This is a genomic window from Allobosea sp., assembly GCF_051860145.1.
GTDB lineage: Bacteria > Pseudomonadota > Alphaproteobacteria > Rhizobiales > Beijerinckiaceae > Allobosea.
Genome location: NZ_JBHYEM010000010.1, coordinates 94,416 through 114,253 on the forward strand (window position 1 = coordinate 94,416; position 19,838 = coordinate 114,253).

Consider the following 19,838-nt stretch of genomic DNA (forward strand, 5'->3'; position numbering starts at 1 on the left):
GAAGTCCAATAAAAGGGGAGACAGCTATGGCATCATCAAGCAACTCGAAGCGTTTAGGCGCAGTGGCCGCCGCGTGGCTCGGCTGCGCAGGGGTCTTCGCCGCGGGGCAGTCCCAGGCCGCCGAAGGCCGCCTGAAGGACATCCTCGACCGCGGCACGGTCAGGGTCGGAGTGCAGGGGGCGTTCAAGCCCTGGTCCTTCCCGGCTCCCGACGGCTCGCTCCAGGGCATCGAGGTCGACCTCGCGAAGAGCGTGGCGGACGCGCTCGGCGTCAAGTTCGAGCCGGTTATCATCACATCGGCCAACCGCATGCAGATGCTGCAGCAGGGAAAGATCGATCTGATCATCGGCGGGATGTACGACACGGCGGAGCGCCGGAAGGTCGTGGGCATGATCGAGCCGGCATATTGGACCTCCGGTCCGACGATCCTCGCCAAGAAGGGCGTGATCAAGGACTGGAAGGACATCGCGAACAAGCCCGTCTGCGGAAAGCAGGGCAATGCCTACAACAAGCAGATCGAGACCGAATTGAAGGCCAAGCTGACGGCCTTTACGGGCAACACGGAAGGCAAGGAAGCGCTGCGATCCGGCAAATGCATCGCGTGGGTCTATGACGATGTCAGCATCATCGCGGACCTCGAGGCCCCTGAGTGGCAGGATTACGAGATGCCAGTCTCGACGCTCTATAACAACCCCTGGGGCGCCGCGGTGCCGATGGAAGAGTTGAACAAAGGCTGGGGCGTCTTCATGGCCGGGATGGCCTATCGCTGGCAAGGAGAAGGCAAGCTCATCGAACTCGCCAAGAAATGGAACGTGAAACCGACGGATTGGTTTGCCGAACAGCACAAGAAGCTGAACTGGGATACGACCTATTTGAGCCCCAGAAATTGACGGTACACCGATCCAGACCCGCCTTGTTCCTGATGATCCATCATGATTGAGCTCATTGGCCCCTTCTTTCGAAGGCTCTACGACACGCGGGGCCTGAATTTCAACGTCTTCTACGATGGTTACGAGTTCGATCGTTTCGCGACAGGCGCCAGCAACTCCCTCCAGTTGATATTCTGGACGTTGTTGCTGTCGCTCGCGATCGGCGTGCTGGGCGCCTGGGCGCAGAGCGCGAGAAGCACCATCGTGCGCGTGGGCATGGATGCCTACATCCAGGTCTTCCGTAACACCCCGCCGATGATCCAGCTCCTGTTCTTCTTCTTCGGCCTGGGGACGCTGACCCCGACTGTCGACATGGGCGGATATACGCAGCCGCTGATCTCGGCCTACATGTGGGCCATCATCTCGCTCGGTATTTTCGGCGGCGCCTTCAATGTCGAGATCTTCCGGTCGGGTCTCGAAGCCGTTCCGGAATCGACCCTGGAAGCCGCAGAAAGCCTGTGCTTTTCGCGATGGCAAACATATCTCTACATCACATTGCCCCTGGCTTTCCGGATCAGCCTGCCGGCCCTGACCAACAACCTCGTCAGCCTGGCAAAGACGACCTCGCTCGCATACGTCATCGCGGTTCCGGAGATGACCTACGTGCTGAACCAGGTCTGGTCGGACAACGTCAACGTCCCCGAGATGATGCTCCTGCTGTTCCTGTTCTACATCATCGTGGTCACGGCCCTCGCCAGCGCACTCCATTTCCTCGAGCGCAAGCTCGCGCTCCCGGGATACGGCCAATGACGGCGCGCGCATTCGTCCTCGATCCCACCAAGCTGTCATCGCTACGTCCGCTATCGCATCTCGATTGGCGGCACGGCCTATGGCTGGCGCTTGCCTTCCTGGCGTCCCTGATGTCGGCGTGGGCGCAAACGACCCCGCCCGGTCGCCCGTCCGCGATCGAGACGCTGATCCTTTGGCTTCCCTTCATTCTTCAGGGCTTCGCGCTCAATCTGCTCATGAGCTTCCTGGCCATGGCGCTGGCGACGGTTCTGGGCATCGGCCTTGGCCTCATGCAGATCAGTCTTCTCTGGCCCGTCCGGTCGCCGTCCCGCCTTGCCACTCATCTGCTGCGAAACTCACCGTGGCTCGTGATCCTGTTCGTCGTGATGTACATGCTGCCGGCAGAATTCCGGATGCCAGGCGGCGGCCGGGTGACGATCCCCGATTGGATCAAGGCCACCGTCGCTTTCGCCTTGCCCGTCATGGGGAACATCAGCGAGATCGTGCGCGGGGCGGTCCGTTCGATCCCGACGGGACAGTGGGAATCGGCCGAAGGTCTTGCTTTTACCCGCTCGCAAACGCTGCGCTGGATCATCCTTCCCCAATGTGTGCGCCGGACGATTCCGCCCTGGATGAACTGGTACGCGCTTCTGACGCTCTCGACGCCGATGGCCTCGATCTTCAGCGTTCACGAGGCCGTGGCCAACGCGCAAGCGGGGATGGAGGCGGCAGGCGCGAGACCGGAGCTCTTGTTCCCGTTCTACCTTTTCCTGCTCTGTCTCTTCTTCGCCTACATCTATCCGATCGCGCTTTGGACGCGAAAGCTTGAGCGTAGATATGTCATCTGAAAGCAAATCGATCAGCACCTCACGTGCAGGCCCGGCGATCGAGCCGATCGTCTCACTCTACGACGTGCACAAGGCATTCGGCGCCCTCGAGGTGATCAAGGGCATCAGCTTCGACGTCCGCAAGGGCGAGGTCGTCTGCATCATCGGTCCCTCCGGCTCGGGCAAATCGACCCTGATCCGGTGCATCAACGGTCTGAGCCCGATCCAGCGGGGTTCGATCAAGGTGCAAGGCCAGGAAGTCAACGATCCCAAACTGAACAAGCTGGCTCTGCGGAAGAAGGTCGGGATCGTCTTCCAGCAGTACAATCTGTTCCCACACAAGACCGCGCTGGAAAACGTGATGATGGCGCCGGTGAAGGTGCTGCGCGAACCGAAGGCGGAGGTGGAGGAGCGGGCGCGTGCGCTCATCCGGAAGGTTCGGCTGACCGGCAAGGAAGACGTCTATCCCGGACAGCTTTCCGGTGGCCAGCAGCAGCGCGTCGCCATTGCCCGCAGCCTGGCGATGCGGCCCGACGTCATGCTGTTCGACGAGGTCACGGCTGCACTTGATCCGGAGACGGTCAAGGAAGTGCTGGTGACGATCAAGGAGCTCGCCGCCGATGGCATGACCTGCATCCTCGTCACGCACGAGATGGGCTTCGCCCGCGAGGTCGCCGACCACATCTACTTCACCGACAAGGGCGTGATCGTGGAGCACGGTCCCCCTGAGGAGTTTTTCACCAATGCCAAGGATCCGCGGACCAGGCAGTTTTTGAGCCAAGTCCTTTGAGTTGAACCCCGCGCCGCTGCGGCGCGGATTACCGAACATACGCGGCCGGCGCCGTGCGAACCCGTTCGTTCGCGCGAACGGTGAAGCATGTCCAAATCCGAGGAGACAACATGTACAGCCCGAATCCTTCCATCGTCGCCAAAGACCCATTGCTCCAGCCCCTGAAGATCAGGCACGTCACCTTCCGCAACCGGATCATGAGCACGAGTCATGCCTGCGGGCTCGAGGTCGACGGCATGCCGGACGAGGCGTACCAGAGCTATCATGAGGAGAAGGCCAAGGGCGGCATCGGCCTCTCGATGTTCGGCGGTTCCTCGAACGTCGACCTCGACTCCCCGAACATCTTTCGGCAACTCAACGTCGGCACCGATGCCATCATCCCCTATCTCCAGCGCTTCAGCGCCAGAATGCACGGGCAGGGCGCGGGGCTGATGTGCCAGATCACGCATCTGGGGCGGCGCGGCGATCCCTATGGCGGCGCTCGTCTGCCGACGATCGCGCCGTCACCGGTTCGCGAAACCGCCCATCGCAGCATTCCCAAGGAGATGGACGAGCACGACATCGACCGGGTCGTGAATGCGTACGCGCAGGCTGCGGCTCGCTGCAAGGAAGGCGGTCTCGACGGCATCGAAACGATGTCGTCGGGACATCTGATCGGGCAGTTCTTCTCGCCGGAGACCAATCGACGGACGGACAGGTTCGGCGGTTCGCTGGAGAACCGGTGCCGCTTCGCTCTGATGGTGCATGAAGCGATCCGCAAAGCGGTCGGTGACAATTTCCTCGTGGGTATGCGCTTTGTGGTCGACGAAGGACCGTACGGCGTCCTGCGGCTTGAGGAATGCGTGCGGATCGCCCTCATTCTCAAGGAAGCGGGCGCAATCGATTTCTTCAACGCGATCTACGGTACGATGGAATCCGTGCCGGCCCTCGCCGAATACAACATGCCCGGCATGGGTACACCGCTCGCCCCCTGGGTCGAGCCCGTCGGGGCTTTCCGCCACGAGGTGGGGTTGCCCGTCTTCCACGCGGCCCGGATCGCCGACCTGGCCTCGGCGCGGTACGCCGTAAAGGAGGGGAAGGTCGACATGGCCGGCATGACTCGCGCCCAGATCGCCGATCCTTATATTGTGACCAAGTTGGCGAGCGGCCGCGAGGATGAAATCCGCCCCTGCGTCGGAGCCACGCATTGTCAGTCGCCGCATCGGCCGTCCTGCCTTCATAACCCTGTCACTGGACGCGAATTGACCCTCAAGCACAGGATTCCCAAGACGGACGGACCAATCCGCAAAGTCGTGGTCATCGGTGGCGGTCCGGCAGGCCTGGAGGCGGCCCGGGTGAGTGCCGAGCGAGGCCACAACGTCGCGCTTTTCGAAGCCGCATCGGATTTCGGTGGCCAGATCCTCGTCGGGGCGACCGGCTCCTGGCGACGCGATCTGAAGGGCATCGTCGAATGGCGGGTGGCCGAACTCCAACGGATGGGCGCGCAGCTGCATACCAACGCCTACATGGACGAACAGGATATTGCTGCCCTGGAGCCCGATGTCGTCATCATGGCGACCGGTGGCCTGCCGATGATCGACCTCGAAGAGGGTGTGGAGCTCTGCACGAACACCTGGGACGTTCTGACCGGGCAGGTTCCGTTGGCTGGAGACGTGCTGATCTTCGACGGGACAGGGCGCCATCCCGGGCCGCTGGCGGCGGAGAGGGCCGTCGAAATGGGCGCTCGCGTCAGCTACATCTCCATCGATGCAATCCTCGCCGAGGAACTGACTTATTCAGAGCGGATCCGATGGAAGCAGTTCTTTCTCAGGAGCGGCATCCAGCCCGCGTCAGAGTCGCGGCTCGTTTCGGTCAAGCGGCAGGACAATCGACTGCTTGCGACAGTGGTCAGCGACCTCACGCGGGAGGTCTCCGCGGTCCTGGTCGATCATGTCGTGGTCGAGCAGGGCAGCATTCCCATGGCGGAAGTCTACGACCAGCTTCGGAGTCGCTCGCTTAACGACGGTGTCACGGACCTGGCGGCGATGGTCGAAGCTGCGCCGCAGCCGCGGCGGGACGGCGCGGGCTTCGAACTGCATCGGATTGGCGATGCCGTGGCCAGCCGCAATATTCACTCGGCGATGCTCGACGCGCTGCGGATCTGCAGCGCTCTATGACGCCGCGTGTCGCCTCTCACGATGGGACCTGCCGTCGTCTCAGGCAAATTGGCTGAAATCGCGCTTGAGATAGGTTCCATGCCCTTTCCGGGCTTCGATCCTGCCATTGCGGGCGACGATCTCCCCCCGCACGAGCGTGATGACGGGCCAGCCGGTGATCTTCATGCCTTCGTAAGGCGTATAGTCGGAGCCGTCGTTCACCATCGCATGGGTCAGCGTCTGCTCGATCAGCGGATCCCAGATCGCGATGTCGGCATCGGCCCCCACCGCGATCGTCCCCTTGCGCGGATAGAGGCCGTACATCCTGGCGTGATTGGTCGACGTCAACGCGACGAAACGGTTGATGTCGATCCGCCCTTTTACCACGCCCTCCGAGAACAGGATCGGCAGGCGCGCACCCACGCCGGGGACGCCGTTCGGCACCCAGCGGAAGCTGGTGCGGCCCTTCGGCACGAGCTTGCCCTGCGGGTCGTCGTAGCGGAACGGGCAATGGTCCGACGAGAAGACGGAGAACACGCCCTGCTGGAGACCCTCCCAGCAGGCCTTCTGGCTCTCGGCGTCGCGCGGGGGCGGCGAGCAGACATATTTGGCGCCTTCCATGTTGAGGCCATGGAGATCGTGCTCGGTCAGGGTCAGATATTGCGGACAGGTCTCGCCGAAGATCTTCAGGCCCTTCTGCTGGGCGCGGCGGATTTCGTCCATCGCCTCGCGATTGGAGACATGGACGACCATCAAGGGAACGTCGGAAAGTTCCGCCAGCGAGATCGCGCGATAGGTCGCTTCGCGCTCGGCGATGACGGGGCGGGACGAGGCATGGAAGCGCGGCGCCGTCTTGCCCGCCTGCTCGAGCTGTTCGGTCAGATAGCGGATGATGTCGTAGTTCTCGGCATGGACCATCACGAGCGCGCGCGTCTCGCGTGCGACCGCCATGACCTTCAGCATCTCGAGGTCGCTCAGGGCCAGGCCGTCATAGGTCATGAAGACCTTGAACGAGGTGTAGCCGTCGCCGACGAGTGCCGGCAGGTCCTGACCGAGGACCTGCTCGGTTGGGTCGGAAATGATCAGATGGAAGGAGACATCGGTATAGCAGGCGCCCTCGGCCTTGGCGTGATAGGCCTTCACGCTCTCGCGCAGGGGCACTCCGCTCTCCTGCAGGCAGAAGGGCAGGACCGTGGTGTTGCCGCCAAGCGCCGCCGAACGCGTCGCGCTCTCGAAATCATCGGCCATCAGGATGCCCTCGCCGGAGGGCTGCGAGATGTGCACATGGCTGTCGATGCCGCCGGGCAGCACCCATTTGCCGTGCGCGTCAATGACCAAGTCGGCGCTGCCGAGATCGTCACCCAGAGCGGCGATCCGACCGTCCTTGACGCCGATGTCACAGTGATAGGTGTCGGAGGCGGTCGAAACGCGGCCGCCGCGGATAATCGTGCTGAATGTCGTCATGCCGATTTCTTCCGTCTGCGAGCATTCGGGGCTTGCCCCGCCCTGGTCGACGCAGCGAGGGCGCGGGACATGGCTTCGCCCGTCAGGCGGTTATGGTCCTCGAGCCGCTCGGCGAGATCGAGCCGGGCCCGGGCACGCAGGGCGATCATGATGCGCTCATGCTCCTGGTAGGATTCAGCCAGGCGCTCGGAAAGCTCATTGATCGTAAAGCGATAGCGCCAGATCTTCTGCTGCAGCGCCTCGTAGCTCTGAACCAGCATCGGGTTCTGCGTCGTCTGCGCGAGCTTTTGGTGGAACGCGAAATTGAGGTGCGTATAGGCCGTATGCTCATGCCGCGTCAGGGCGTCCTTCAGAGCAAGATGCAGACGTTCGAGTTCTTCGATGTCCGCATCGCTCGCTCGCTCCGGGACGAGCAGGCCGATCAGACGTTCCAGCGCGCCCTTGAATTCGACGAGGGGGCCGATCTCGCCAGGATCGATCGGTGCCACCACGGCTCCGCGGTTCGGCCGCAGGGTCACGAAACCTTCTGCGGCCATGACCTTCAACGCTTCGCGCAAGGGCGTGCGGGATACTCCGAAGCGCTCGCACAGCTTCGCTTCGGGAATCCGGCTGCCATCAGGCAGCTCGCCATTGAGCAGGAGTGTTCGCAACTGCCCGATCAGGAGCTCATGCAGGGTAGGGGGAACCTCGACCTGCGCGGCTTCGCCATCTGGGAAGGGTACGAGCGTCGCCAAGGTCTGCCTCACGCGTGGGCGGGCACGGACGCCGGCCGGTATTCGAACATCCGGCCGAACCCGTGCAGCGGCTGCATGTCGGCCCCGGTCGCCTCCAGGCATCCCCACAATGTGAAGGCGACCGAATCCAGAACCGGGATTCCGAGTTCCCGTTCGAGCTGCGGGGCGATCAGCGGGCCGCGCATATTGGTGCAGACGATGGCGATCGCGTCCGGCCTGGCGCTGGCGACGTCCCGGCACATCGCGGCGATGTCGCTTTCGCCGACCTCTGCGAAGGAAAAGTTGTCGGACCTTCCGCTGTGCCGCTCGGCAACCGTCTCGATGCCGAGTGCCGCATAATTGGCGATGATCTTCTGCTGTACGTCCCGTGTGTAGGGGGTGACCAGCCCGAGCCGCCTGACCCCCATCGCCTCGAGCAGATGGTTGAGGCTGAGGATCGCGCTGGTGGCGCGAATGCCCGTTCGCTTCGTGATGGTGGCGCAGAGCTTCTCGTCGGTGTCGAAGCCGAGCCAGCTTGCCGATGTGCCGTTCCAGGCGATCACGTCGGGGCGAGCATCGGCGAGGAGATCCGCAGCCTGCAGGATCGGCTCGAGCGTGAACTGGCTGTTTGAAGCCTCGTCCAGCGCGATTTTCGTCACCCGGAAGCGGCTGAAATGCACGCTCACCTTGGGAAAGAGCGGCCAAGCCATCGCCGCCGTATAGGGCTCGAGCACCGTATTGGAGGACGGGGTGAGCATGCCGATCACAGTCGGTTTAGCGTCATATTGCATTCAGAAACCACTCACTGAGCGGGAGGGCGGCCTGCCGGTCACCAGATTTCAAGCCTCTGTATGCCGCGAATATGACGCGACTGACAAGTGCGATCGGAGGTGAATTTTCTGTTGTACGGCCAGTTTTTCGCGATAGGTTGAGCAAAACAGCAAGAGCGCTCTGCATCTCCGTGTGATGTTGACGCGCCTAGGGAACCGGCTTGGCCTGAAATGTGCATTGTCTCGGCGGGAGCGCTTTTTGACAATCAATGCTCATTCTGAATGCAAAATGCAAAAGGGGAAGGCACCATGAGGAACATACTTCCGCGCTTGGCTTTCGCCGCCGCTGTGGTGGCCGGCATCGCTTCCGCATCGGCGCAGACGCCGCTCCGGGTTGCCGGAAATTTCTCCCAGAACGTCAAGCAGGTCGATATCGAGCGCGCCTTCTTCGACGCACTCGGCGCCAAGGCAGGCGTTCCGATCGCCATGAACTACAACCCGATGGATGTGGTGGGCGTGAAGGCGCCGGACGCGTTGCGCATGCTGCGCGGTGGCTCATTCGACGTCATGTCGGTGCAGATCGGCATGGCCTCGCGTGACGACCCCTTCTTCGAGGGCGTCGACCTGATCGGTGTCGCGACCGACATGGACAGCTTGCGAAAGGTCGTCGACGCCTATCGCGCGGCGTTCGATGCGCGCCTGCAGACAAGGTTCAATGCCAAGGTGCTGACGCTGTGGCCGTTCGGACCCCAGGTCTTCTACTGCAACCATGACATCAAGACCCTGCAGGATCTGAAGGGCCTGAAGGTGCGTTCGTTCACGCCGTCGATGTCGGCGATGCTCGAACATTTCGGCGCGACGCCGGTCACCCTGCAGTTCTCCGAAGTCTATCCGGCGCTTCAGCGCGGGGTCGCTTCCTGCGGCGTGACCTCGCCGACCTCCGGCAACACCGGCAACTGGCCGGAAGTGACGACGCATCTGCTTCCGCTTTCGGTCTCCGGCTCGGTTCAGGGGCATTTTATCAATCTCGACACCTGGAAGAAATTCACCCCTGAGCAGCAGACGAAGCTCTCGGCGCAGTTCAAGGCGCTCGAAGATCAGCTCTGGAATCTCGCAATCTCGGCCAACGACGACGCGACCGCCTGCAGCACCGGGCAGGCCGACTGCAAGTCGCACAAGAAGTTCTCGATGAAGCTCGTCGAGATCAGCGCTGCCGACCGTGAGGCGATCAAGACCGTCGCGGAGAAGGTCGTGCTGCCGATCTGGAAGAAGACCTGCAATGCGGTCGACGCGACCTGCTCGGCCAAATGGAGCGAGACGGCGGGCGCTGCAGTCGGTCTGACCATCCAGTAACCAATAGGGCCATCCCTCCGGGATGGCCCTTCTTTTAGGGAGCTTGGTCATGACCCAGGCAAATCCGGTCGCGCGCGCCCTGCTGCCCGCCGCCAGGGGGCTGGCGCTGATCGCGGGATATCTCCTTCTCGGTCTCGCGCTGCTCGTCACCGCCGAAATCCTGCTGCGGCGCTTCATGAACTTCTCGTTGCAGGGCGGCGACGAGTTCGGTGGCTACGTGCTGGCGATCCTGGCAGCCTTCGGGTTTTCCTACGCGCTTCTGGAGCGATCCCATACGCGCGTCGAAATCCTGCTCGAGCGCGTCGGCTTCGGCCTGCGCTCCATCCTCAACGTGATCTCGGCCTGGTGCGTCGCGTTGATGGCCTGCTTCATGGCCTGGCGCGCCTATGCCGCGCTCGGCGAAAGCATCGAGTATCGCGCCCTCTCCGGAACGCCGCTGATGACGCCGCTATGGCAGCCGCAAACCCTCTGGTTCGCGGGCCTCCTGTTCTTTGCCGTGACCTCCGTCGCTGTCGCGCTTCACGCGAGCTGGCTGATGGCAAGCGACCGCATCGGGCTGAACCGCTTCTATGGCGTCAAGACACTCGACGAGATCATCGAAGAGGAAACGGTGCCGACCCTCGAAATGAAGGTCCAGGGCCAATGATCGGGGTTGCCGGCGCGACAATAGGCTTTGTGATGATGCTCGGCTTGATGATGATCGGGCTTCCCGTGGCGATTGCGCTCTTCCTGACGGCCTTCATCGGGGCCTGGGGCTTTCTCGGTTGGCCGACTCTCATGGGCTTCGGCAACCAGATGTGGAGCGGGCAGAACGATTTCATTCTGACCGCCATTCCGCTCTTTGTGTTCCTCGGCGAGATCCTCGTCCGGTCGGGGGTGGCGGACGGTCTTTACCGCTGCCTTTCCGACTGGCTACGGCGCCTTCCCGGTGGGCTGCTGCATACGAATATCGGCGCGAGCGCGGTGTTCGCGGCCGTCTCGGGCTCGTCGGTCGCAACCGCGGCGACGATCGGCACCGTCGCGGTTCCGCTCTTGCGGGAACGTCAATATGACGACCGCCTGACGACCGGCTCGATCGCCGCCGGCGCAACGCTCGGGATCCTGATTCCGCCATCGATCAACATGATCATCTATGGCTCGATGACGAACACCTCGATCGGCCAGCTTTTCGCAGCGGGCATCGTTCCAGGCCTCATCCTGACCGTTCTGTTCATGGCCCTGATCGCGGTCCTGGCGATCCTGAAGCCGAGCGTTGCCGGACCCGTGCTTCCCGCCCGCTCGCGGGCGGAGAAGATCAAGAGCCTGCTCGATATCTTCCCGCCTTTCGTGATCTTCGTCATCGTGATGGGGTCGATCTATCTCGGCTGGGCGACGCCGACGGAATCGGCGGCGGTCGGCGTCGTCGGCGCGATCGGCGTCGCCATCGCGAAGCGGCAGTTCACGCTCTCGCTTCTCCATGAGAGCATGATCGCGACGGTACGCATCTCCTCGATGATCCTCTTGATCATGGTCGGTGCGCATTTCCTGAATTTCGTGATCGGGGTGCTTGGCATCCCGCAGGCGCTGACCTCGTTCGTCTCGCAGTTTGGCGCGACCCAGCTCGAGATCATCCTCCTTCTGGTGGTTTTCTATCTGATCCTGGGCTGCTTCATGGAAACCCTGTCCATGATGATCGCGACCATTCCGGTGGTCTTCCCGCTCGTCGTGCATCTTGGCATCGATCCGGTGTGGTTCGGCATTTTCCTGGTGCTGATGATGGAGATCGGCCTCATCACCCCGCCGATCGGCATGAACCTCTATGTCGTCCAGGGCGTCCGGAATCATGGATCGATCATGGACGTCATCTACGGCGCGATCCCGTTCGTGTTGCTGATGCTGGGGTTCACGGGGCTTCTGGTGCTTTGGCCGCAAATGGCGCTCTGGCTCCCGCAGAAGCTGTTCTGATCCGTGCTGCTCCTCGAGGCGGACTATGTCCTGCAGAACGCCGCTTCGCCCGCAATCTCGGGCGGGGCGGTCGCCGTTCTCGACGGTCGCATCATGGCTTGCGGGCCGGCCTCCGAACTGCGGGGCACCTATCTCGCCGCCGAGATCGTTTCGCTCGGCAATGCGTGCCTGATGCCAGGCCTGATCAATGCGCATCAGCATGGCCGTGGCCTGAGCCAGATCCAGCTCGGTTTCCCTGACGACAATCTGGAGCCCTGGATCGCCCGGCGGCGGGGACGCGCGGCACCCGACGTCTATGCGCTGACCCGGCTCGCGGCCGTCCAGATGATCGAGAACGGCGTTACCGCCACCCTGCACGCCAATTATTCCTATGGCTCGGGCGACTATGAAGCGGAGCTTCGCGCCGCGATCCAGGCCTATGACGATAGCGGACTGCGCGCCACGGTCTGCATCGGCTATGCCGACCGGGGCGGCCTCGTCTACCCGCCCGCGGACGAAAAGGCATTCCTGGCGACGCTGCCTGCGGATGTGCAGGCACTGATTGGCGCCGCCAAACCCGGTTACCTGCAGCTCGACGAGACGATCGGCCTGATGACGCGTCTTCGCGCCGACTATGCCGGGCATCCTCGGTTGACCTTCGCCTACGGGCCGGCCGGACCACAATGGGTGAGCGACGAAGCATGGCGGGCGCTCGCCGCAGACGCCAAGGCGCGCGGCGTCGGCATGCATTTCCATCTGCTCGAATCGCCAGCCCAAGCGGCCTGTTCGCGTGCGCTCTATCCGGAGCGGGTGCTGCCGCGGCTCGAAGCGCTCGGGGTCTTCGAGACCCGCGCCAGCGCAGCGCATTTCGTCCACGCGACGGCAGACGATATTGCCGACGCGGCGCGCCTCGGTTTGAGGATCGTCGTCAATCCCGGCTCCAATATGCGTCTCGGCAACGGCGCCCCCCCGATTGCTGCGCTGATGGATGCCGGTATCGATTTTGCGCTGGGCACCGACAATTGCGCGCTCGACGACAATGAGGACTATCTGTCGGAGTTGAGACTCGGGCGCCTGCTCGGGCGCCCGGCGGCGGCAGCCGATCAACAACGCGCCTTCCTGGCCGCCGCAACGGAACGAGGGGCCGAAGCCGCTTTTCTCACCGAGACCGGACGCATCGAAGAAGGGCTCAAGGCCGACCTGGTCGCGATCGATCTCTCGGCCGCCGAAGGAATCTATCTGGACCCCGGCGTACAGGTTCTGGAGGCAATCCTGGCGCGAGCGACGGGCCGGGATGTCGTGATGACCATGGTCGACGGACGCATTCTCTATCAAAACGGCACATTGATCGGCGCAGATGCCGATCGCGTCCGTGCGAAGGCAATGCGGACCGCGGCCGAAACGCGGCCCGATGCTGAAATCAGAAGACTGGCCGCGAACCTCTCGGAGGCGCTCCGTCAGCACTATGAGATTGGCTGAGGAGCCGTCCGCATATTGTGATGTCTGGACGTGGCGCAACGGAGGCCGACAGTCTCAAGAGTGACGTAACGTCGCCTTCGCACGAGCCTCGCCCGATAGAAAGTCGGCTGGAGAGCGCCGCCAGAGCAGGCCACGCGCCGAATTGCGACGGGCAACCCCAAAGGTTGGGGCCGCTTTTCCTGCCGGTAGTGCTCCGCCACTCTGCCAAGGGAGGCCGAGTGGCGGCAACTCGTCGTCAACCTAGGAGACGCCTCAACACAGAATAACCTGTCAGTGGTCGTTGTGGGCGGCCGTCACTCGAACTTAACAGCAGTCGGAACCGTTGGAATAATCAACTGCACCCAGTCGTGCTCCCGCAGGTGTTGCACTTCAGGCAGGTGCCGTTGCGCACCAGCGTGAAATTCCCGCACTCGCCACAGCTGTCGCCGACATAGCCCTTCATGATCGCCTCGGCCCTGCGCTCGGAGGCGCTGGGCTGGGCCGCGGTGGCGGCGAAGCCGAGCTTGGCCATTTCGGCCTCGCCGACCGCTTCCTCCTCGGCTTCCGGCTTCAGCGCGGTGGCGCCGGCCGTGGCGAAGGAGGTGAGGGCGTTGCGGGCGGTCGCCTCGTTGCCGATGCCTCCCTGGATGGCGAGCAAGTTGATCGGTTTGCCGCGACGAAAGCCCGTCGAAGCCAGCGGGGTCGTGGTGATCGGGCCTGTCGCATCCGGCGCCTTGTCCTGGCCGACGCCGCCGCCGATCACGTCGTGGCCGATCTCGCTCGGGTCGACATGGGCGAGGTCGTTGCGCGAGAGATAGCTGATCGCCAGCTCGCGGAAGACATAGTCGAGGATCGAGGTCGCGTTCTTGATCGACTGGTTGCCCTGCACGAAGCCCGAGGGCTCGAAGCGGGTGAAGGTGAAGGCCTCGACATATTCCTCCAGCGGCACGCCATATTGCAGGCCGAGCGAGACCGCGATGGCGAAGTTGTTCATCATCGCTCGGAAGGCCGCGCCCTCCTTGTGCATGTCGATGAAGATCTCGCCGAGGCGCCCGTCGGAATATTCGCCGGTGTGCAGATAGACCTTGTGGCCGCCGACCACCGCCTTCTGGATATAGCCGGTACGGCGGTCGGGCATCTTCTCGCGCTCGCGCTTGCGCTCGATACGCTCGACGATGCGCTCGACGATCTTTTCCGCGACCTGCGTGGCGCGGGCGGCCATCGGCTGCTGCACCAGGGCCTCGACCGCATCGTCCTCGTCGTCCTCGTCGGCGATCAGGGCCGAGTTCAGCGGCTGCGACAGCTTCGAGCCGTCGCGATAGAGGGCGTTGGCCTTCAGCGCCAGCTTCCAGGAGAGCAGATAGGCGCTCTTGCAATCCTCGACCGTGGCGTCGTTGGGCATGTTGATGGTCTTGGAGATCGCGCCCGAGATGAAGGGCTGGGCCGCCGCCATCATGCGGATATGGCTCTCGACCGAAAGATAGCGCTTGCCGATGCGCCCGCAGGGATTGGCGCAGTCGAAGACGTTGTAATGCTCGGTCTTGAGATGCGGCGCGCCTTCCAGCGTCATCGCCCCGCAGACATGGACATTGGCGGCCTCGATCTCGGCCCTGGAGAAGCCGAGGAAGGGCAGGAGCTCGAACGTCATGTCGTTCAGCTTCTCAGCCGGCACCTTGAGCGTGCCAGTCAGGAAGTCCTCGCCCAGCGTCCATTTGTTGAAGACGAACTTGATGTCGAAGGCGGCCTTCAGGTCCTTCTCGATTGCGTCGATCTTGTCCTGCGGAAAGCCCTTGGCCCGGAGCGAGCCGTGGTTGATGCCCGGCGCCTGGGCCAGCGTGCCGTGGCCGACGGCATAGGCCTCGATCTCGGCGATCTCGCTCTCGCGATAGCCGAGCGAGCGCAGCGCGTCCGGAACGGCGCCGTTGATGATCTTGAAATAACCGCCGCCAGCCAGCTTCTTGAACTTCACCAGCGCGAAATCGGGCTCGATGCCGGTGGTGTCGCAGTCCATGACGAGGCCGATCGTGCCGGTCGGCGCGATCACGGTCGCCTGGGCGTTGCGGTAGCCATGCGTCTCGCCGAGCGCCAGCGCCTCGTCCCAGACGATGCGGGCGCGCTCCGACATGGTGGCGCTGGAGCCGCCGAGGCGGTTGAGCGTGCCATGGTCGAGCGGGACCGGCGTGACCTGCAGGCCGTCATAGCCGGTGGCCTGGCCATGGGCGGCGGTGCGGTGGTTGCGGATGACGCGCAGCATGTGGCCGGCGTTCTTCTTGTAGCCCGGGAACGGGCCGAGCTCGCCCGCCATCTCGGCCGAGGTCGCATAGGAGACGCCGGTCATGATCGCGGTCAGCGCGCCGGCGAGCGCGCGGCCCTCGTCGGAATCATAGCCGAGGCCCATGGTCATCAAGAGGCCGCCGATATTGGCGTAGCCGAGGCCGAGCGTGCGGTATTCGTAGGAGAGCTCGGCGATCTCGCGGCTCGGGAACTGCGCCATCGTCACCGAGATCTCGAGCACGACGGTCCAGAGCCGGCAGAGATGCTCATAGGCCGCGACATCGAAGGCCTTGGTCTCGCGATCGTAGAACTGCAGCAGGTTGGCCGAGGCCAGGTTGCAGGCCGTGTCGTCGAGGAACATGTATTCCGAGCACGGATTGGACGCCCGGATCCGGCCCGAGGCCGGGCAGGTGTGCCAGTCGTTCATCGTGGTGTTGAAATGCAGGCCGGGATCGGCGCTCGCCCAGGCGGCATAGCCGATCTTCTCCCAGAGGTCGCGAGCCTTGAGCGTCTTCGTCACCTTGCCGGTGGTGCGGGCGGTGAGGTTCCACTCCCCATCCGTCTCCACGGCGCGCAGAAAATCGTCGGTCAGCGAGACGGAGTTGTTCGAGTTCTGGCCCGAGACCGTGAGATAGGCCTCGGAATCCCAGTCGGTATCATAGGTGTCGAAGGCGATGTCGGTGTAGCCTTGGCGGGCGAACTGGATGACGCGCTTGATGTAGTTGTCCGGCACCATCGCCTTGCGGGCGAGCTTGATCTCGCGCTTCAGGGCGGGGTTCTTCTCCGGGTCGAAGCAAGCGTCGTCATCGGCCTCGCAGTTCACGCAGGCCTTCATCACGGCCTTCATGTGCTTCTGGACGACCTTGGAGCCAGTGACGAGGGCGGCGACCTTCTGCTCCTCGCGCACCTTCCAGTCGATATAGGTCTCGATATCGGGGTGGTCGACATCGACCACGACCATCTTGGCGGCGCGGCGCGTGGTGCCGCCCGACTTGATGGCGCCCGCCGCGCGGTCGCCGATCTTCAGGAAGGACATCAGGCCGGACGAGCGGCCGCCGCCGGCAAGCCTCTCGCCTTCGCCGCGCAGCATCGAGAAGTTCGAGCCGGTGCCGGAGCCGTATTTGAACAGCCGTGCCTCGCGGACCCAGAGGTCCATGATGCCGCCCTCGTTGACGAGGTCGTCCTGCACGCCCTGGATGAAGCAGGCATGGGGCTGCGGGTGCTCGTAGCTCGACTTCGACTTCACCAGCTTGCCGGTCTTGAAGTCGACATAGAAATGGCCCTGGCCGGGGCCGTCGATGCCATAGGCCCAATGCAGGCCGGTATTGAACCATTGCGGCGAGTTCGGCGCGACGCGCTGGGTCGCGAGCATGAAGCGCAGCTCGTCGTGGAAGCCCGCGGCATCCTCCTCGGAGGAGAAATAGCCGCCCTTCCAACCCCAATAGGTCCAGCAGCCGGCGAGCCGGTCGAAAACCTGCTTGGAGGAAATCTCGGACACATAGCGTTCGACCTCGGGGAGGGCGGCGAGCGCCGCCTCGTCGGGAACCGAGCGCCAGAGGAAGGAGGGAACGTCGTTCTCCTCGACTCGTCTCAAGGCAGCCGGCACGCCGGCCTTGCGGAAATATTTCTGCGCGAGGACGTCGCTGGCGACCTGCGACCAGGATTCCGGCACCTCGATGCCGTCCAGGCGGAAGACGATCGAGCCGTCCGGATTGCGGATCTCGCTGACGGCCGAGCGGAAGGGAATCGCGGCGTAGGGCGATTGTCCGGCGGAGGTGTAGCGGCGCTCAATGCGCATGATCGTCGTCCCCAATGCATGCCGCGGGCATGATGCCCCGCGCGGCCGGTTGCTCACCGGCTCCTGATGTCAGCCCAACTCGGTTTGATGCCCCTGGATCCCGCGACGGTGTATCCCGCCGTCGAAACTCCGGTTGCGGCCAGCCTGGCCGCACGTCGCCGTTCGCCGCCGCCGATGAAGGCGTGCCACGCGGTGATCGTCTCGACCCCTCTGGGAACTCTTATTCGCGGGTGTCGAAGGCGTCTCCGCCAGCCGTCACGCGACCGTCAAAATTTAGTCCCGAATGGGGTCGCTCGTCAAGGAATAGTGCACAGCAATCCCTGTGGACACGACATCTGGTAGGGATGTGTGAGTTATGGGGATAAGTTTCAAGGCCCATCCTAAGCCTCCGGAATCACGGAAGGAATCGACGCGGCTCGGCGAGAATGGGCGCTCCCGGCGCGATGCGGAAGCCTAAAATTCGAGGCAATCATGGTTGACCAAAGGTTAGCGGGCGCCGCGGAGGGACGTCTGGCGCAAGCGGCATCTGCGCAGCCTGCGCCAAGTATCTGGAGACAGGCGGTCTTCGTCCGCCGAACCGGGTCGACGCAGTGTCGGAAGCGTGGCCGAATCAAGGCGTCGGATGATTCCAATGGCGCCGATGTATCGGCCGGGCCGCGAAGACGGCTCGGCGGGTGACGGTCGGACCGCGGCACGGTGAAGCGATGCTTTCTGCATGCGAGCGAATTGGCGACCGCATTTAGCGCGACATTAATGCGCCGCACTTACCATGGGGCAGACGTAGCGGCGTGAAAGTGGCCCGATGCGACGCCTTGCCTTTTCCGTGCCGCTTCTCCTCCTGGCGGGATGCGCCGATCAGGAGCCTCTCGCTCCGGCCTTTGCCGGGGAGTGGGCCTCGGCGAAGCGCGGCTGCAGCGGCGGTCCGCGCATCGCCATCAACAAGAGCGGCATCTCCGCCAGCGGCATGCCGATCGACGGGCTGACCTTCACCCGTTCCACCGTGACCGGCGCGACGGCCCATCTCACCATGGAGCTCAGCGCGGCTGCGAAACTCGTCGTGCAATCGCAATTCTCCGACCAGAAGTCGAAGGGGCCGAATCCTGCCGACTACGAGATCGTGGCGACGCTCATCGCCTCGAACTCGCGCGTCTTCCCGACAAACGTCATCGCCCGCGACAAGAAAACGCGCCATGTCCAGGCCGCGCCGCCGGACGTTCTCGCGATCGTGACCCTGGTGCGGTGCGACGGGCGGACGGCAAACGCGACTTTCCGGGAGGCCGGCGCCGCTGCAAGGCTGGACAGGCCGGGGCGCTGACGCCATAAGTCCCGCGACCGCGACGCGGACCACGGCGGACGAGAGCGATGAAGCAGACGCTGCTGCAGATCTTCACCTGGTGGAACGGCCAGACCCTCGGCACGCGCTTCCACACCTGGCGCTTCGGCGAGAAGGTCGGCGAGGACGAATTCGGCAACATCTATTATCGCACCAGGGGCGGCGCCAAGGACAAGGCGCTCGGCCTGCAGCGGCGCTGGGTCGTCTATAACGGCCCGGCCGAAGCCTCGGCCATCCCGCCGGGCTGGAACGGCTGGCTGCACCACACCGTCGATGTCGCGCCGTCGGAAGAAAGCTACCAGCCGCGCGAGTGGCAGAAGCCGCATCAGCAGAACTGGACCGGCACCGCGCTGGCCTACCGGCCGCCGGGCTCGACGCTGGCCGAGGGCGAGCGCCCGCCCGCGACCGGCGATTACGAGGCCTGGACGCCTGGGCGCTAAAGCATCGGACCGAAAAGTGGCATCCACTTTTCGGGGAAATCCGATGCGACTACAACGAGCTGGATCGCCACTTCGCGTCCGGAGGACGCATGGCGATCTAGCGTTCCGTTGCCGGAAACGGCTGCGAATCGAGCAGCCCTGGCGGAGATCGACGCCCCCCATCATCGGCACGCCCTTTTTCCGCTGCGATTGACGTGCTACTCCGCGGCGTCGCGGTTCGGCCGCGCCTTTGAAGAGATTCGCGCCCGCATGCCGTCGCCTTCACGCTTTCCGATCCTCGCCGGCCTCGTCTCGACCGCCGTCCTGTCGTTTGCGCTCGTGGGCCCTGCCGCCGCCGACCGCATCCGCAACCCGACGGCCGTCTTCGCCGGGCTCGACAAGATCACCGGGCGCATCATCTCCTTCGAGGTCGCCGTCGACGAGACGGTCCAGTTCGGCGCGCTGCAGATCACGCCGCGCGTCTGCTGGACGCGGCCGCCGACCGAAGCGCCGCAGACGACCTCCTTCACGGAAGTCGACGAGGTCACCTTCAACAACGAGTATCGGCGCATCTTCACCGGCTGGATGTACGCCGCCAGCCCCGGCCTGCACGGCGTCGAGCACGCGATCTACGATGTCTGGCTGACCGACTGCAAAGGCGGGACCGAGCTGGTCGTCGATCCCAAAGAGCCGGAGGCGCCGCCTCCGCCCGAGGAGCCGCGCCGGCCCCGGACGACGGCGCCTCGCGACGTCAACCAGCCGCCGCCCGGGCAGCGCATCGACGTGGCGCCGCCGCGTGGCGTGCCGGTCGAGCCGCGGCAGGCGCCGAGCCAGCGCTTCTTCCCGACCAATCCGAGCGGGCGAGGCGGCGCGCAGCCGGATCGCGACTCCAACCGCTGACCGTCATTGCAAAGAGCGTCAGC

Annotated in this window: 16 protein-coding genes; 12 read left to right on the forward strand and 4 right to left on the reverse strand. The window is 63.9% G+C overall.

What is annotated here, in order from left to right:
• Positions 1-26: 26 nt before the first annotated feature.
• The 5 genes from ACTIF2_RS17305 to ACTIF2_RS17325 all read left to right on the forward strand — a co-directional run bounded on the left by ACTIF2_RS17305 (position 27) and on the right by ACTIF2_RS17325 (position 5,431).
• Positions 27-890, forward strand: a complete 864-nt coding sequence (locus tag ACTIF2_RS17305) for a transporter substrate-binding domain-containing protein (protein WP_439498340.1) — start codon at positions 27-29, stop codon at positions 888-890.
• 42 nt (positions 891-932) lie between these two features.
• Positions 933-1,679: an amino acid ABC transporter permease gene (locus ACTIF2_RS17310; protein ID WP_439498341.1), complete on the forward strand. Its 747-nt coding sequence runs from the start codon at positions 933-935 to the stop codon at positions 1,677-1,679.
• Positions 1,676-2,506, forward strand: a complete 831-nt coding sequence (locus ACTIF2_RS17315; RefSeq protein ID WP_439498342.1) for an amino acid ABC transporter permease — start codon at positions 1,676-1,678, stop codon at positions 2,504-2,506. Before ACTIF2_RS17310 ends, ACTIF2_RS17315 begins: the two co-directional genes overlap by 4 nt.
• Positions 2,496-3,275: an amino acid ABC transporter ATP-binding protein gene (locus ACTIF2_RS17320; protein ID WP_439498343.1), complete on the forward strand. Its 780-nt coding sequence runs from the start codon at positions 2,496-2,498 to the stop codon at positions 3,273-3,275. The genes ACTIF2_RS17315 and ACTIF2_RS17320 overlap by 11 nt, the downstream gene beginning before the upstream one ends.
• 110 nt (positions 3,276-3,385) lie before the next feature.
• Entirely contained in the window at positions 3,386-5,431 is a 2,046-nt protein-coding gene (locus tag ACTIF2_RS17325; protein WP_439498344.1) for an oxidoreductase, read from the forward strand.
• Positions 5,432-5,470: 39 nt separating this feature from the next.
• Here ACTIF2_RS17325 and hydA read toward each other — a convergent pair whose 3' ends face one another.
• Genes hydA through ACTIF2_RS17340 form a run of 3 tightly spaced genes read right to left on the reverse strand, consistent with a single transcriptional unit; the run spans position 5,471 to position 8,378 of the window.
• Positions 5,471-6,874, reverse strand: coding sequence for a dihydropyrimidinase (gene hydA / locus ACTIF2_RS17330; protein WP_439498345.1), 1,404 nt, complete (start codon positions 6,872-6,874; stop codon positions 5,471-5,473).
• Positions 6,871-7,608 carry a GntR family transcriptional regulator gene (locus ACTIF2_RS17335; RefSeq protein ID WP_439498346.1) on the reverse strand — a complete coding sequence of 246 codons (738 nt, stop codon included), beginning with the start codon at positions 7,606-7,608 and terminating at the stop codon, positions 6,871-6,873. Before ACTIF2_RS17335 ends, hydA begins: the two co-directional genes overlap by 4 nt.
• Positions 7,609-7,616: 8 nt before the next feature.
• Positions 7,617-8,378 (reverse strand): maleate cis-trans isomerase family protein, encoded by a 762-nt coding sequence (locus tag ACTIF2_RS17340; RefSeq protein WP_439498347.1) that lies wholly within the window; start codon positions 8,376-8,378, stop codon positions 7,617-7,619.
• Between the two features lie 288 nt (positions 8,379-8,666).
• On the opposite strand from ACTIF2_RS17340, the gene ACTIF2_RS17345 reads away from it, so the two are divergent.
• Genes ACTIF2_RS17345 through ACTIF2_RS17360 form a run of 4 tightly spaced genes read left to right on the forward strand, consistent with a single transcriptional unit; the run spans position 8,667 to position 13,112 of the window.
• Positions 8,667-9,710 carry a TRAP transporter substrate-binding protein gene (locus ACTIF2_RS17345; RefSeq protein WP_439498348.1) on the forward strand — a complete coding sequence of 348 codons (1,044 nt, stop codon included), beginning with the start codon at positions 8,667-8,669 and terminating at the stop codon, positions 9,708-9,710.
• A 49-nt stretch (positions 9,711-9,759) separates the two neighbouring features.
• Positions 9,760-10,356 carry a TRAP transporter small permease subunit gene (locus tag ACTIF2_RS17350; protein WP_439498349.1) on the forward strand — a complete coding sequence of 199 codons (597 nt, stop codon included), beginning with the start codon at positions 9,760-9,762 and terminating at the stop codon, positions 10,354-10,356.
• Positions 10,353-11,654 (forward strand): TRAP transporter large permease, encoded by a 1,302-nt coding sequence (locus ACTIF2_RS17355; RefSeq protein WP_439498350.1) that lies wholly within the window; start codon positions 10,353-10,355, stop codon positions 11,652-11,654. The genes ACTIF2_RS17350 and ACTIF2_RS17355 overlap by 4 nt, the downstream gene beginning before the upstream one ends.
• A 3-nt stretch (positions 11,655-11,657) precedes the next feature.
• Entirely contained in the window at positions 11,658-13,112 is a 1,455-nt protein-coding gene (locus ACTIF2_RS17360) for an amidohydrolase family protein (RefSeq protein WP_439498351.1), read from the forward strand.
• Positions 13,113-13,443: 331 nt separating this feature from the next.
• Here the strand turns inward: ACTIF2_RS17360 and ACTIF2_RS17365 are convergent, their stop codons facing one another.
• Complete coding sequence (locus ACTIF2_RS17365) at positions 13,444-17,163, reverse strand: vitamin B12-dependent ribonucleotide reductase (protein ID WP_439498352.1); 3,720 nt, start codon at positions 17,161-17,163, stop codon at positions 13,444-13,446.
• Between the two features lie 823 nt (positions 17,164-17,986).
• Between ACTIF2_RS17365 and ACTIF2_RS17370 the strand changes: the two genes are divergently transcribed.
• From ACTIF2_RS17370 to ACTIF2_RS17380, 3 genes are all read left to right on the forward strand, one after another.
• Complete coding sequence (locus ACTIF2_RS17370) at positions 17,987-18,478, forward strand: hypothetical protein (protein ID WP_439498353.1); 492 nt, start codon at positions 17,987-17,989, stop codon at positions 18,476-18,478.
• 47 nt (positions 18,479-18,525) lie between these two features.
• A complete protein-coding gene (locus ACTIF2_RS17375) occupies positions 18,526-18,936 on the forward strand; it encodes an NADH:ubiquinone oxidoreductase subunit NDUFA12 (RefSeq protein WP_439498354.1) in 411 nt (136 codons plus the stop codon).
• A 249-nt stretch (positions 18,937-19,185) separates the two neighbouring features.
• Positions 19,186-19,815: a DUF2155 domain-containing protein gene (locus ACTIF2_RS17380; RefSeq protein WP_439498355.1), complete on the forward strand. Its 630-nt coding sequence runs from the start codon at positions 19,186-19,188 to the stop codon at positions 19,813-19,815.
• The last annotated feature ends 23 nt before the right edge of the window (positions 19,816-19,838 follow it).